Below are 13,419 nucleotides of genomic sequence, written 5' to 3' on the forward strand. Positions count from 1 at the left end.
CAGAGAGGACCGGAGAATGAAGATCGAGCACCGTGACGTCCGGCGTACCGGAGTGGCCGTCGCAGCGGTCGGCCTGGTCGCCGGGGGCCTGTACGCCCTTCCGGTCCTCCACGGACAGGGACACGACCAGAACCAGATACAGGACCTGCGGCAGGGCCGGCCGGCCGAGCGGGTCGCGCAGAGCAAGCCGCGCGCCGGTGCCCCCGGCCGGGGCGTGGTGGCGGCGGTCGGGCGGCCCGGGGCCGCCCCGGTGCCCGATCCGGGCGCGACGGTGGCGGCGCTCACCCGGCGGCTGGGCTCGCGTACGGCCGGCGCCTACCTCGACCGTGCCACCGGCAAGGTGACCGTGACCGTCACCAACGGCGCCGACGCGCGGACCGTACGGGCCGCCGGGGCCGTGCCGAAGACCGTCCCCTACAGCGGCACCGTCCTGAAGACCGCCCTGGCCGGCCTCGGCCGGACCGCCGGCGCGCCGGGCACCGGCTGGGCCATCGATCCCGCGACCGACCAGGTCGTCGTATGGGCCGACGCCACGGTCACCGGCGGCAGGCTGGCCACCGTGCGAGCCGCCACGGCGCGGCTGGCGGGCAAGGCCAGGCTGGAGCGCATTCCGGGCCGGCTCACCACCCGGGTCCGGGGCGGCGACCCCATCTTCGGCGGCACCGCGCGCTGCTCGCTCGGCTTCAACGTGCGGACCGGCAACACCTTCGCCTTCCTGACCGCCGGGCACTGCGGCAACATCATCTCGACGTGGTTCGCCGACGCCCGCGGGACCACGCAGCTCGGGGTCACCGCGGCCAGCAGCTTCCCCGGCAACGACTTCGCGATCGTCCGCTACACCGGCAACGTCGCCCACCCGGGAAGCGTCACCCTCGGGGGCGGCGGCGTCCAGGACATCACCCGGGCGGGCGACGCCGTCGTCGGCCAGACCGTCCAGCGCAGCGGAAGCACCACCGGGGTGCACAGCGGCCGGGTGACGGCGCTGAACGCCACCGTGAACTATCCCGAGGGCACCGTGCGCGGTCTCATCCGGACCACCGTCTGCGCGGAGCCGGGCGACAGCGGCGGCTCGCTGTTCAGCGGGACCACCGCGCTCGGGCTGACCTCGGGCGGCAGCGGCGACTGCACCAGGGGCGGCACGACCTTCTTCCAGCCGGTCACCGAGCCGCTGAGCCTCTTCGGCGTCAGCGTCTTCTGACCTCGCGTACGGACGGCGGCGTCATCCCTACCTCGGGGTCGTCGCCACGGCCGCGGCGATCGCCCTGCCGACGAGCATCGTCGCGACCGGGTTCGCGACCCGGGCCCCGGCGGTAGAGGCGGTCGCCGGCTGAGGGCCGGGGCCGGCGGCGTGGCTCAATCCTTGCGGCCGAACATGCGGACGGCGAGGCGCTGCCGCCGGCCGGTCCCGCCGCACTTGCGGCAGTTGCCCCACCGGTCGCGGTTGCTGCCGGGGTTGCGCCCCCTGCCGTCGCAGGACCGGCACCGGGCGAACGGCCAGATCTTCGCCCCGATGACCTGGTAGGCCACCCATCCGGCGATCACGAGGAACAGCAGCACGCTGCCGCTCCCGGACGAGCCCGACCGGGCGACGGCGGCGATGAGGTACGAGTTCATGCGGTCCTCCCCTGGGATACCTGCGCACCACCTGGCTGCGTTCGTCGCCGGTTCCGCTTCATCAGCGCCGCGCCGGATGCCGATTCCCCTACGGCGGGCCTGCAGTCTGGAGGCGTACAAGCCATTGAATTGGGCCCGGGGATCGAGTACAGCGTCACATGACTGGTAATGCATGAGTCGATGCAAGTTTCATCTCGCGAGCGCCCGCGCAGAGCCCCTGATGTACCCATAGGTAACTTGATGTCGAGATAAATCCGCAGTAGCTTGACGTCGAGTGAAAAACCCGCACAAGTTAGGCGATCCTCAGTGCCGGGGCCGGTCGGCTCTAGGGCAGGATTCACTAGGAGACCGACCGCGCGGGACTCGCCCGTCGCTCACCCGCCGCCCGAAGGGGCAGGATGGGAGCGGCGGCGCAGGAGCCGGCAGCGGCCCAGTACAGAGCGCCCATAGATCGATACGTCGCGCCGCAGCGCAATCCGGCCGGAGGCGCGACGTGATGGAGGAGGAGTCGTGTCCGCGAACAGCTTCAACAGCCGCAGTGAACTTTCTGTGGGTGCGAAGTCTTACCAGATTTTCCGGCTGGACGCCGTCGAGGGCTCGGCCCGCCTCCCGTACAGCTTGAAGGTTCTGCTCGAGAACCTGCTGCGTACCGAGGACGGCGCCAACATCACCGCCGACCACATCCGCACGCTGGCGAGCTGGGACGCCAAGGCCCAGCCCAGCCACGAGATCCAGTTCACCCCCGCCCGCGTGATCATGCAGGACTTCACCGGCGTGCCGTGCGTCGTGGACCTGGCCACCATGCGCGAGGCCGTCCGCGACCTCGGCGGCGACCCGGCCAGGGTCAACCCGCTGTCGCCGGCCGAGATGGTCATCGACCACTCCGTCATCGTGGACTACTTCGGCTCACCCGACGCCTTCGAGCGCAACGTCGCGGTCGAGTACGAGCGCAACAACGAGCGCTACCAGTTCCTGCGCTGGGGCCAGACCGCGTTCGACGACTTCAAGGTCGTGCCGCCCGGCACCGGCATCGTGCACCAGGTCAACATCGAGCACCTGGCCCGCGTCGTGTTCGACCGCGACGGCGTGGCCTACCCCGACACCTGCGTCGGCACCGACTCGCACACCACCATGGAGAACGGCATCGGCGTCCTCGGCTGGGGCGTCGGCGGCATCGAGGCCGAGGCGGCCATGCTGGGCCAGCCGATCTCGATGCTCATCCCGCGCGTCGTCGGCTTCAAGCTGACCGGTGAGCTGCCCGCCGGGGTGACCGCCACGGACCTGGTGCTCACCATCACCGAGATACTGCGGGGCCACGGCGTCGTCGGCAAGTTCGTCGAGTTCTACGGTGACGGCGTCGCGTCGGTGCCGCTGGCCAACCGCGCCACGATCGGCAACATGAGCCCCGAGTTCGGCTCCACCTGCGCGATCTTCCCGATCGACGGCCAGACCATCAGCTACCTGCGGCTGACCGGGCGTTCCGACGAGCAGATCGCGCTGGTCGAGGCCTACGCCAAGGAGCAGGGCCTCTGGCTGGACGCCGACTCCGCCGAGCCGGAGTTCTCCGAGTACCTCGAGCTGGACCTGGCCACGGTGGTCCCGTCGATCGCCGGCCCCAAGCGCCCGCAGGACCGCATCCAGGTCTCGGCCGCCAAGCAGACCTGGCGCCGCGACGTCCGCAACTACGTCTCGAGCATTCAGGGCCCCGGCGACGAGGCCTCCGACGAGTCCTTCCCCGCCTCCGACGCACCGGCGAACTCCCAGCAGTCCGACGCCGACCGGCCCCGGATCCCCGGCACCAACGGCGACCGGCCGTACAACCCCACCCCGGTGAAGCTGGCCGACGGCACCTCCTTCGAGCTCGACCACGGCGCCGTCGTCATCGCCGCCATCACCTCCTGCACCAACACCTCCAACCCGTACGTCATGATCGGTGCGGCGCTGCTCGCCAAGAACGCGGTCGAGCGGGGCCTCACCCGCAAGCCGTGGGTCAAGACCTCGCTGGCCCCGGGCTCCCAGGTCGTCACCGGCTACTACGAGCGGGCGGGGCTGACCCCCTACCTCGACAAGCTGGGCTTCAACCTGGTCGGCTACGGCTGCACCACCTGCATCGGCAACTCCGGCCCGCTGCAGCCGGAGATCTCCGCGGCGATCGGCCAGGCGGACCTCGCGGTCACCGCGGTCCTGTCCGGCAACCGCAACTTCGAGGGCCGGATCAGCCCCGACGTGAAGATGAACTACCTGGCCTCGCCGCCGCTGGTGGTCGCCTACGCGCTCGCGGGCACGATGGACATCGACATCCTCAACGACCCGATCGCCGAGGGCGCCGACGGCGAGCCCGTCTACCTGCGCGACATCTGGCCGTCCGCCGAGGAGATCGCCTCGGTGGTCGAGTCGTCCATCGGCCAGGAGATGTTCGTCAAGGACTACGCCGACGTGTTCGCCGGCGACGCCCGCTGGCAGGGCCTGTCCATCCCCACCGGCAACACCTTCGAGTGGGACCCCGACTCGACCTACGTGCGCAAGGCGCCGTACTTCGACGGCATGGGCATGGAGCCGTCGCCGGTCACCGACGTGCACGGCGCCCGGGTGCTGGCCAAGCTCGGCGACTCGGTCACCACCGACCACATCTCGCCGGCCGGCGCCATCAAGGTCGGCACGCCCGCCGCCCAGTACCTCCAGGAGCACGGTGTCACGGCCCGGGACTTCAACTCCTACGGCTCGCGCCGGGGCAACCACGAGGTCATGATCCGCGGCACCTTCGCCAACATCCGGCTGCGCAACCAGCTGCTGGACAACGTCGAGGGCGGCTACACCCGCGACTTCACCCGCTCCGGGGAGCAGGCGTTCATCTACGACGCGTCGGCCAACTACCAGGCGGCCGGGATCCCGCTCGTGGTGCTGGCGGGCAAGGAGTACGGCTCCGGTTCCTCGCGGGACTGGGCCGCCAAGGGCACCGCGCTGCTGGGCGTGCGCGTCGTCATCGCCGAGTCCTACGAGCGCATCCACCGCTCCAACCTCATCGGCATGGGCGTGCTGCCGCTGCAGTTCAAGGACGGGGAGTCCGCCGCCTCGCTCGGCCTCACCGGCACCGAGACGTTCGACGTCGTCGGCATCGAGCAGCTGAACGAGGGCGGCATCCCCTCCGAGGTGACGGTCACCGCCGACGGCAAGGAGTTCGCCGCCGTCGTCCGCATCGACACCCCGGGTGAGGCCGACTACTACCGCAACGGCGGCATCATGCAGTACGTCCTGCGCAACCTGATCGGCAGGTAGCACCACCGGGCGGTACGGGCCGCCTCCCCGGCCGGGGAGGCGGCCCGTACCGACTCACGGGGTGCTCACGCTCCCCTCACGTGCCCAGCCGGGTGCGGACGACCAGGTCGTGCAGGGCGTCGTGGGCGTCGGGCTCCGCGGGCAGCGCGGACCGGTCGCGTTCCTCCTCCAGCCGCAGGGTGAGGGCGACGACGTCGGCGCCCAGCCGTTCCGCGTCCGGGGCCGCGGCGGGGAGCGAGCCGTGCTCGGCGCCCCGCTTGGCCTCGATCAGCTCCGCCAGATAGGCCGGCCCGCCCTCCAGCAGGCGCAGATCGGCCACCAGCTCGCCGGTGCGCATCAGATGCGCGCCGGTCAGCAGCACCCGGAAGGTGTAGAGCAGCGGCTTGAGCTCCCCGGACTTCTCGAACAGCCGCCACTGGTTGCGGGCGAACCCGAGGTAGTGGTGGGCGTGCAACCGGGTCACGCAGCGCGGCGCCAGGGCCACCAGTTCCTCGTGCAGCGGCGAGGACGCCACCACCAGCGGTGACAGCACCTGCTCCAGCACGTAGCCGTTGCGGCTGAGCATCATCCGGCAGAACTTGGCCAGCTCGTGGGTGACCAGGTCCAGCTCGGCGCCCTCCACCCAGGTACGAGTGATCGTCTCCTCTCCGGTGCGCAGCCCGACTATCTCCTCCAGGGGCAACAGGTGCACGCCGCGCAGGTCGATGTCGGAGTCCGCGGAGGGAAAGCCGTACAGGTGCGCCCCGCTCACCGTGATGAAGGCCCGGGGATAGGGGTGGGAGCGGTCGAGCAGCCCCTCCGGAAGCAGGACTTCGAGCTCGTTCATGGGGTCGAGGGTGGCCTGCCGCGCCCGCAGGAGCAAACGTATTTGGGACCGGAAGTCACTCAGCTGACAAATTTTCTGGACTTATGCGTTGTCCAAGACGAAACCCGGCTGTATTTGCTTGAATCGGCTGGCATGTGGCATGAGTCACAGCTGCCTCGTCCGTGGCTGAAGCGGTATCCGCCGCAGATCGCCGTCGAGCCGGACATCCCCGATGTCCCGGTCACCCGGCTGCTCGACGACGCCGCGGAGCGCAACCCCTGGAACGTGGCGCTGATCTTCTTCGGCCGCCGGATCCGGTACCGGGAACTGCGGCGCGACGTCGACCGGTTCGCGGCGGGGCTGCGGCTGCTGGGCGTGAGCCCGGGGGACCGGGTGGCGCTGATCCTGCCCAACTGCCCGCAGCAGGTGATCGCCTTCTACGCCGTGCTGCGGCTCGGTGCGGTCGCCGTGCCGACCAACCCGCTCCTGACCGAGGAGGAGCTGCGGCACCAGCTCGCGGACTGCGGGGCCCGGGTCGCCGTCGTGCTCGACCGCGCCTACGAGACGCTCCGGGCGGTGCGAGGGGCGTTGCCCATCGGCTACGTGGTGGTCACCTCGCTGGTCGACTACCTGCCCGACCTCCGGCGGTTCGTGCTGGGACTTCCGGTGCGCGAGCTGCAGCGGCGGTGGGAGGAGATCACGGCCCCGGTGCCCGAGGATCCCGGCGTCATCGGCTTCGCGGAGTTGCTGGAGAGCTCCGCCCAGAACATGGTTCAGGCGCCGCTCGACCCGGGCCGCGACCTCGCCGTGATCCAGTACACCGGGGGCACCGAGGGGCGGCCCAAGGGGGCGATGCTCACCCACCGCAACCTGGTGGCCAACGCCGTCCAGGTGACGCGCTGGGACTACCGCATCCGGTACGGGCGCGAGCGGACCCTGGCGGTCATCCCGATGTTCCACGTGTTCGGGCTGCTGATGTGCCTGATCCGGCCGGTGCTCATCGCGGGGTCGGTCGTCCTGCTGCCCCGGTTCGACCCACGCCAGGTGACGCACGCCATCCGCCGCCACCGGCCGACGATCTTCCCCGGGGTGCCGCCGCTGTTCGAGCGGGTGCTGGCGGAGACCCGGCCGGGCCGCCGCCACCTGGCCCGGCTCCGCGGCGTCTCGGGCGGGATGGCGCTGGGCCGGGCCACGGCCGAACGGTACGAGCGCGCGGGCGGCCTCCTCGTCCAGGGGTACGGTCTCACCGAGGCCGCGCCCAGCGTGCTGTGCAACCCGCCCTACGGCGGCGCGCGGCATGTCACCGTCGGGATGCCGCTGCCGCTGACCGACGCGGTGGTGGTGGACGAGGACGACCCCCGCACCATCCTGCCGCCGGGAAACGCCGGGGAGCTGATCGTCCGTGGGCCGCAGGTCTTCCAGGGGTACTGGAACCAGCCGCGGCAGACCGCCGAGGTGCTCGCGCGGGGATGGCTGCGGACCGGGGACATCGCCGTGATGAGCCCGGACGGCTACTTCACGATCATCGAGCGCAGAATCGACCTGATCAAAGTCAGCGGGTTCAGCGTGTTCCCCTCGGAGGTCGAGGAGGTCCTGGCCCGTCATCCCGCCGTCGTCGAGTGCGCGGTGATCGGGCTGCCCGAGGAGCGCCGGGGCGAGAAGGTCGTGGCCTGTGTGGTCGAGCACCCCGGCTATCCCTTCTCCGCCGAGGAGCTCCGCCGGCACTGCGCGAAGTACCTGGCCCACTACAAGGTCCCCGAGGAGTTCGTGCCGGTCGACGGCCTGCCCCGGACGATCCTCGGCAAGGTGCTGCGCCGGATGGTCCGGGACCGGTTCTCCACCGCGCTGTGACCGGCGGTCAGGCATCCACGGCGCGGCGCCGCACCGACACCAGCAGGTCCTCCACCCGGGCCAGGTCCGGCTGGGCGGGCAGCGGGCTGGTCGCCAGCGCCGCGTCCATGCCGGTGGCCAGCGCCGCCCGCCAGGCTTCGATCTCGTCCCAGCCGACCTCGCCGCGGCGTACCGCCAGCAGCCGCTCGCGGTGCGCGCTCACGTCCACCAGCGGCTCGCCGTGCTCGACCAGGTGCCGGCCGCTGAGCAGCAGCCGGAGCAGGTGCATGACGTGCTTCCAGCCGGGTTCGCCGTGGTTGCGCAGATCGGCCTCCAGCTTGCGGAACTGGCTCTCGGCATAGCGGTGGAACGTCCGGTGCGCCTGCCGGGACAGGAAGGCCCCGCGCACCGCCAGCAGCTCCGCGCCGACGGGGGTGACCTGCTCGACCAGCGGCGACCACAGGCACTCCAGCACCGTCGGGTTGGCGTCCAGGGCCAGCGCGCAGAAGCGCTCGAACTCCCAGGAGAAGCGCTCGGCGTCGGGCCCGTCCACGTGCGTCGGCGGCCTGCCGAACCGCCAGAACAGCGGGGTGGGCGCCACGAACACCCCGCGCCGGTCCACGTCGCTGTCCGCCGTCGCCAGCCCGTACGCCTGCGAGCCGATCACGACGGACAGCACCGTGTGATCGCGCACCAGCCGCACGCCCAGATCGGCTCCCGGATCGCTCACGGCGCACAGCCTGTCGCACACCGGCCCGCCATGGCCACCCGGTTACCGGGTGAAACGCGCGGTCAGCGGGGAGATACGGTGCTGGATGTTATGCCGGATCTTGAATTTCTCCTGGTGGCCGGGCTGGCCGCCGCCCTGGGCGCGATCGTGCAGAGCGGTATCGGCCTCGGCCTGGGCCTGGTGGCCGCGCCGATCGTCACGCTGCTGTTCCCCTCGCTGATGCCGGGAGCGCTGCTCATCGCGGCGACCGTGCTGCCGTTGTTCGTGGTCGCCAAGGAGGTACGGCACGCGGACTGGAGGGGACTGCGGTGGGCCTTCGGCGGGCGGCTCGCCGGGACGCCGTTCGGGGTGTGGTTCGTCGCCCTGGTGCCGCAGCGGGCACTGGGCACGGCCGTGGGCGGGATGGTGCTGCTGGCGATCGGGCTGAGCCTGTGGTCGGGCAGGGTGCCGCGCAACGCCGGGACGCTGACCGGAGCGGGGCTGCTGGCCGGGGTGATGGGCACCGCCACATCCATCGGGGGCCCGCCGATCGCGCTGATCTACCAGCGGGAGTCCGGGCCGCGGATCCGGGCGACACTGTCGATCTTCTTCACGGTGGGCGCGCTGCTCTCGGTGCTGACCCTGGCCGCCGTCCACCAGCTCCCGCAGCGGCAGATCTGGGCGGGCCTCGCGCTCACACCGTTCGTCGTGGCCGGCTTCATGGTCTCCGGCCCGTTCCGCCGCTATCTGGACCGGGGGCGGACCCGCAACGCCGTGCTCGTCCTCACCGGGGCGTCCGCCGTCATACTGATCGTCCGTAGCCTGCTCTGACGCCGCCCCCGCCGGAGGCCTCACGGGTGCCCGAGTGGTACGCCGGCGGCGGCACGGGACCGCGACGTACCGGGCGGGACGGGTCGTTAGGGTGGGCGGATGAGCGAGGCGACGGTACGGCGGCCGACCGCGGCCGAGGTGGCGGCGGCACACGACCGCACGATCGCCGACGTCCTCCCTCCGGAGGGCTCGCCCCTCGCGGTGCTGTTCTGCGGGATCAACCCCGGCCTCTACTCGGCGGCCACCGGGCACCACTTCGCCCGGCCGGGCAACCGCTTCTGGCCGGCCCTGCACCGGTCCGGCTTCACCGGCCGGTTGCTGGCGCCGCACGAGCAGGACCTGCTGCCGGGGTACGGGCTGGGCATCACCAACCTCGTGGCCCGGGCCACCGCCCGCGCCGACGAGCTCACCGCGGCGGAGCTGCGCGAGGGCGGCCGGCGGCTGGCCGCACTGGTCGAACGGCATGCGCCCCGCGTCCTCGCGGTCGCCGGGGTCACCGCCTACCGGACCGCGTTCGGCAGGCCCGGCACGGCCATCGGCCCGCAACAGGAGACGTTCGGCCCGGCCGGGCTCTGGGTGCTGCCCAATCCCAGCGGCCTCAACGCCAGCTGGACCCTGCCGCGCCTGGCCGAGGCGTTCGGTGAGCTGCGTGCGGTGGTCACCGGCTGAGGCCGGGGGTGCTGCGCCGGACTCGCCGAGCGGCCTCAACGCCGGCTGGACCCTGCCGCGCCTGGCCGAGGCGTTCGGTGAGCTGCGTGCGGTGGTCACCGGCTGAGGCCGGGGTGCTGCGCCGGACGGGCGGTACGCGGGGTCAGCCGGCCGGCAGGGGTGTCGCGTGGGCGTCGTCGACGGCCATTTTGGCCAGGACCTCGGCGACCAGGGTGGGCTGTGGCTCCCAGAGTCCCAGCCAGCCCAGGCTGACCACCGGGCGGGAGAGCGCCCGGATCGCGGTGAGGCGCCAGTGGTGGGTGCCGGGCTCGGCCCACGGGCCGCAGTCGCAGGGCGTCCCGTCCACGGCGGCGGAACAGACGCCGGCCAGCTCGGCGACGGCGATCACGGCACCGAGCGTGGCGAGCGGGTCCCGGGGGTCCCAGCCCGCGGCCCGGATCAGCGGCGAGTGGCATGAGTCGAGATCGACCCGCATGGAGGCGTGCACCAGCAGGGGACCGCGATAGGCGGTGGGCATCGGCTGGTTGGAGACCTTCCGGTGCCCTCGCGCGACGGCCCAGCCCCAGGGCTGCTTGATGCTGATCGCCCGCACTCGGTGCCTCCTGTCGTCGCTGATCATCCATCGTGACGCGGCTAACCCGAGAATGTTGTCCGGAATGTCCGGGATTTACGAACTTGGTGGGCGAGATCCGAGCCTCTGGGCAAGCCAAGCGTAGCGATGTGGTGACCGAGGTGGCCATGTGTGACAAGACACGTCGCCGGACGGCAAAAGGTTCACTCCGGATGTCGGTCCGGTACCGGACGCCCGCTACCAGGCGATGGCGGGCGGCAGCAGCGCCGCCGGGGCGACCGGCCAGTCGAGCGGAGCGCCCAGCGGCGCGAGCTCGGCCAGCTGCAGCCGGTACCACGGTGAGGCCTCGGGGTGCCCGGCGAGCTCCAGGCACGCGTCCCAGTCGCGCCACTCGGCGGCGGCGACCTCCGCCGGATGCGGGCGGACCTCCCCGGCGCCCACGGCGCGGACCACCGGGCAGCGCTCGTGCTCGACCACGCCGTTGGCCGCGACGGCCCGGTAGGCGAACTCCGGAAGCGTGAGGGTCATGCCGGTCACGGTGACGCCGAGCTCGGTCCGGACCCGCCGCCGTACGGCCTCGCGCAGCGTCTCACCGGGCGCCGGATGACCGCAGCAGCTGTTGGTCCACACCGACGGGAAGGTGAGCTTGTCATGCGCCCGCTGGGTGATCAGGACCCGTCCGCGATCGTCGATGAGATAACAGGAGAAGGCGAGGTGGAAGGGGGTGTCGCCGTGGTGGCTGGCCACCTTGGGAGCCGTGCCCACGGCCCGGCCGGCCGGGTCCAGCAGCACGATCTCCTCGGCCAGCACATCGATGTCGCCGCTCCTGCCCATGTGCCCTCACACTACGGGCCGTGTGTGGATTGCGTGAACAGAACCCGGCGGAAGCCCGTGATGTGCTTATCCTGGCCCCGATGCTCCACCCGGCTCGGCTCGGCGGCGCACAGCCGGGCGCTCGGCCAAGGGCGCAACGGCAAGACGGTGCAAACCGGCATTAAGCTTCGGACGTCTAGCAATCAGAGGCAGGGGCGCCTTTGAGCTAAGGGGAGATGACGCGGTGAGCCTTCTGGAGTCGATCAAGGGTCCGGCGGACCTGAAACGACTGGATCCCGCGCAGTTGCCGGTCCTCGCAGCGGAGATACGCGACTTCCTGGTGGCCGCGGTCTCCAAGACCGGGGGCCACCTGGGCCCCAACCTCGGTGCGGTGGAGCTCACGATCGCGATCCACCGGGTGTTCGACTCCCCGGTGGACCCGGTGCTGTTCGACACCGGCCACCAGGCGTACGTGCACAAGATCCTTACCGGCCGGCACGACTTCGACAAGCTGCGCCAGCGCGGCGGCCTGTCCGGCTATCCCAGCCAGGCGGAGTCCGAGCACGACCTCATCGAGAACTCCCACGCCTCGACGGCGCTGTCGTACGCCGACGGGCTGGCCAAGGCCTTCGAGCTGCGCGGCGAGGACCGTACGGTCGTGGCGCTGGTCGGGGACGGCGCGCTCACCGGCGGGATGTGCTGGGAGGCGCTCAACAACATCGCCGCGGGCAGGGAACGCCCCCTGATCATCGTGGTCAACGACAACGGCCGTTCGTACTCCCCGACCATCGGCGGGCTCGCCAGCCACCTCGCCAACCTGCGGATGACCCGGGGCTACGAGCACGCGCTCGACCTCATCAAGAAGACCGTGCCGAGGGCCCCGGTGGTCGGCCCGGCGGCCTACGAGGCGCTGCACGGGATCAAGAAGGGCCTGAAGGACATCCTGCAGCCCCAGGCCATGTTCGAGGACCTCGGCATCAAGTACGTCGGCCCGATCGACGGCCACGACGAGGACGCCGTGGAGCGTGCCCTCCGCAAGGCCCGGGGGTTCGGCGGGCCGGTGATCGTGCACTGCATGACCACCAAGGGCTTCGGCTACGCCCCCGCGGAGAACCACGAGGAGGACTGCTTCCACGGGCCCGGGGCCTTCGACCCGCTCACCGGCGATCTGCTGCCCAAGGCCGGGGGCCCCTCCTGGACCAGCGTGTTCAGCCGCGCCCTGGTGGAGCTCGGCGCCGAGCGCCCGGACCTGGTGGCGATCACCGCCGCGATGCTGCACCCGGTCGGGTTCGGCGCCTTCGCCGAGGCCTTCCCGGACCGGGTCTACGACGTGGGCATCGCCGAGCAGCACGCGGTGACCTCCGCGGCGGGGCTGGCCATGGGCGGCATGCACCCCGTGGTGTCGCTCTACGCGACCTTCCTCAACCGGGCCTTCGACCAGGTCCTCATGGACGTCGCCCTGCACCGGCTGCCCGTGACCTTCTCACTGGACCGGTCCGGCGTGACCGGCGACGACGGTGCCAGCCACAACGGCATGTGGGACCTGTCGATCCTGCAGCTGGTGCCCGGCATGCGCATCGCCGTCCCGCGCGACGGGACCCGGCTGGGCGAGCTGCTCGGCGAGTGCGTGGCGGTGACCGACGGGCCGACCGCGATCCGGTTCCCCAAGGGCCCGGTGGCGGAGGACATCGAGGCCGTCGGCTCGCTCGGCGGCATGGACGTGCTGGCCCGGCACACCGGTTCCAACGGCGCCCGGGTGCTCATCGTCGCCGCCGGGCCGATGGCCACGCCGGCGATGGAGGTGGCCGAGCGGCTGGGCGCCCAGGGCATCGGCGTCACCGTCGTCGACCCCCGCTGGGTCAAGCCCCTCGACCCGGCACTGGTGGGGGCCGCCCGCGACCACAGCCTGGTCGCGGTCGTCGAGGACAACGGCCGGGTGGGCGCGGTGGGCGACGCGGTGGCGCGCCTGCTGCGCGACTCCGGCGTGGACGTCCCGGTCCGCACCTTCGGCATCCCGCAGGAGTTCCTCGACCACGCCAAGCGGGCCCAGATCCTCGCCGACATCGGGCTGACGCCGCAGGATCTGGCCCGCGACATCACCGAGGCCGTGGCCCGGGTGACCAGCACCGAGCTGGAGCACACGCCGCACGACTGAGCCGCCACGATCCGGGCAGGGGGCCGTCCGCCCGGGCGGCCCCTGTCCGGATGGCACGACACCTGACCAGATGGGTCATTCTGCGTGTAATGCCAGGTGGCCGGGGGGATGGGTTTCGTCACGTCATGCACGGTGATTGCTGTGGG

Annotated in this window: 11 protein-coding genes; 6 read left to right on the plus strand and 5 right to left on the minus strand. The window is 71.7% G+C overall.

Features of this window, described 5'->3' with window-relative positions:
* Positions 1-16 precede the first annotated feature (16 nt).
* Positions 17-1,198 carry a S1 family peptidase gene (locus tag ACRYCC_RS25260; protein ID WP_433815967.1) on the plus strand — a complete coding sequence of 394 codons (1,182 nt, stop codon included), beginning with the start codon at positions 17-19 and terminating at the stop codon, positions 1,196-1,198.
* Positions 1,199-1,353: 155 nt separating this feature from the next.
* Here ACRYCC_RS25260 and ACRYCC_RS25265 read toward each other — a convergent pair whose 3' ends face one another.
* Positions 1,354-1,614, minus strand: a complete 261-nt coding sequence (locus ACRYCC_RS25265; protein WP_433815969.1) for a hypothetical protein — start codon at positions 1,612-1,614, stop codon at positions 1,354-1,356.
* 510 nt (positions 1,615-2,124) lie between these two features.
* Between ACRYCC_RS25265 and ACRYCC_RS25270 the strand changes: the two genes are divergently transcribed.
* Positions 2,125-4,890 (plus strand): aconitate hydratase, encoded by a 2,766-nt coding sequence (locus tag ACRYCC_RS25270; protein WP_433815971.1) that lies wholly within the window; start codon positions 2,125-2,127, stop codon positions 4,888-4,890.
* A 76-nt stretch (positions 4,891-4,966) separates the two neighbouring features.
* Here the strand turns inward: ACRYCC_RS25270 and ACRYCC_RS25275 are convergent, their stop codons facing one another.
* On the minus strand, positions 4,967-5,716 hold the full coding sequence (locus ACRYCC_RS25275) for a nucleotidyltransferase domain-containing protein (RefSeq protein ID WP_433815973.1): 750 nt from the start codon (positions 5,714-5,716) through the stop codon (positions 4,967-4,969).
* A gap of 132 nt (positions 5,717-5,848) precedes the next feature.
* Between ACRYCC_RS25275 and ACRYCC_RS25280 the strand changes: the two genes are divergently transcribed.
* Positions 5,849-7,546, plus strand: coding sequence for an AMP-binding protein (locus tag ACRYCC_RS25280; protein WP_433815975.1), 1,698 nt, complete (start codon positions 5,849-5,851; stop codon positions 7,544-7,546).
* A 7-nt stretch (positions 7,547-7,553) separates the two neighbouring features.
* On the opposite strand, the gene ACRYCC_RS25285 is transcribed toward ACRYCC_RS25280, so the two are convergent.
* A complete protein-coding gene (locus tag ACRYCC_RS25285) occupies positions 7,554-8,255 on the minus strand; it encodes a nucleotidyltransferase domain-containing protein (RefSeq protein ID WP_433815977.1) in 702 nt (233 codons plus the stop codon).
* A gap of 78 nt (positions 8,256-8,333) precedes the next feature.
* On the opposite strand from ACRYCC_RS25285, the gene ACRYCC_RS25290 reads away from it, so the two are divergent.
* Both ACRYCC_RS25290 and mug read left to right on the plus strand, forming a co-directional pair.
* A complete protein-coding gene (locus ACRYCC_RS25290) occupies positions 8,334-9,065 on the plus strand; it encodes a sulfite exporter TauE/SafE family protein (protein ID WP_433815979.1) in 732 nt (243 codons plus the stop codon).
* A gap of 99 nt (positions 9,066-9,164) precedes the next feature.
* The gene (mug, locus tag ACRYCC_RS25295) at positions 9,165-9,734 is read left to right on the plus strand and encodes a G/U mismatch-specific DNA glycosylase (RefSeq protein ID WP_433815981.1); all 570 of its coding nucleotides are present in this window, start codon (positions 9,165-9,167) and stop codon (positions 9,732-9,734) included.
* A gap of 142 nt (positions 9,735-9,876) precedes the next feature.
* On the opposite strand, the gene ACRYCC_RS25300 is transcribed toward mug, so the two are convergent.
* Together ACRYCC_RS25300 and idi are read right to left on the minus strand one after the other, a co-directional pair.
* Positions 9,877-10,326: an ASCH domain-containing protein gene (locus ACRYCC_RS25300; RefSeq protein WP_433815983.1), complete on the minus strand. Its 450-nt coding sequence runs from the start codon at positions 10,324-10,326 to the stop codon at positions 9,877-9,879.
* A gap of 216 nt (positions 10,327-10,542) precedes the next feature.
* The gene (idi, locus tag ACRYCC_RS25305; protein WP_433815984.1) at positions 10,543-11,139 is read right to left on the minus strand and encodes an isopentenyl-diphosphate Delta-isomerase; all 597 of its coding nucleotides are present in this window, start codon (positions 11,137-11,139) and stop codon (positions 10,543-10,545) included.
* A gap of 223 nt (positions 11,140-11,362) precedes the next feature.
* On the opposite strand from idi, the gene dxs reads away from it, so the two are divergent.
* The gene (gene dxs, locus ACRYCC_RS25310) at positions 11,363-13,273 is read left to right on the plus strand and encodes a 1-deoxy-D-xylulose-5-phosphate synthase (RefSeq protein WP_433815986.1); all 1,911 of its coding nucleotides are present in this window, start codon (positions 11,363-11,365) and stop codon (positions 13,271-13,273) included.
* Positions 13,274-13,419 lie beyond the last annotated feature (146 nt).

The organism is Actinomadura scrupuli, assembly GCF_050971785.1.
Lineage (GTDB): Bacteria > Actinomycetota > Actinomycetes > Streptosporangiales > Streptosporangiaceae > Actinomadura_E > Actinomadura_E scrupuli.

Bases quoted from the DNA above. Each gene is read 5' to 3' on its own strand.
- ACRYCC_RS25265 (WP_433815969.1), bottom strand. From the start codon at position 1,614: ATGAACTCGTACCTCATCGCCGCCGTCGCCCGGTCGGGCTCGTCCGGG.
- idi (WP_433815984.1), bottom strand. From the start codon at position 11,139: ATGGGCAGGAGCGGCGACATCGATGTGCTGGCCGAGGAGATCGTGCTG.
- ACRYCC_RS25260 (WP_433815967.1), top strand. From the start codon at position 17: ATGAAGATCGAGCACCGTGACGTCCGGCGTACCGGAGTGGCCGTCGCA.
- mug (WP_433815981.1), top strand. From the start codon at position 9,165: ATGAGCGAGGCGACGGTACGGCGGCCGACCGCGGCCGAGGTGGCGGCG.
- ACRYCC_RS25275 (WP_433815973.1), bottom strand. From the start codon at position 5,716: ATGAACGAGCTCGAAGTCCTGCTTCCGGAGGGGCTGCTCGACCGCTCC.
- ACRYCC_RS25280 (WP_433815975.1), top strand. From the start codon at position 5,849: ATGTGGCATGAGTCACAGCTGCCTCGTCCGTGGCTGAAGCGGTATCCG.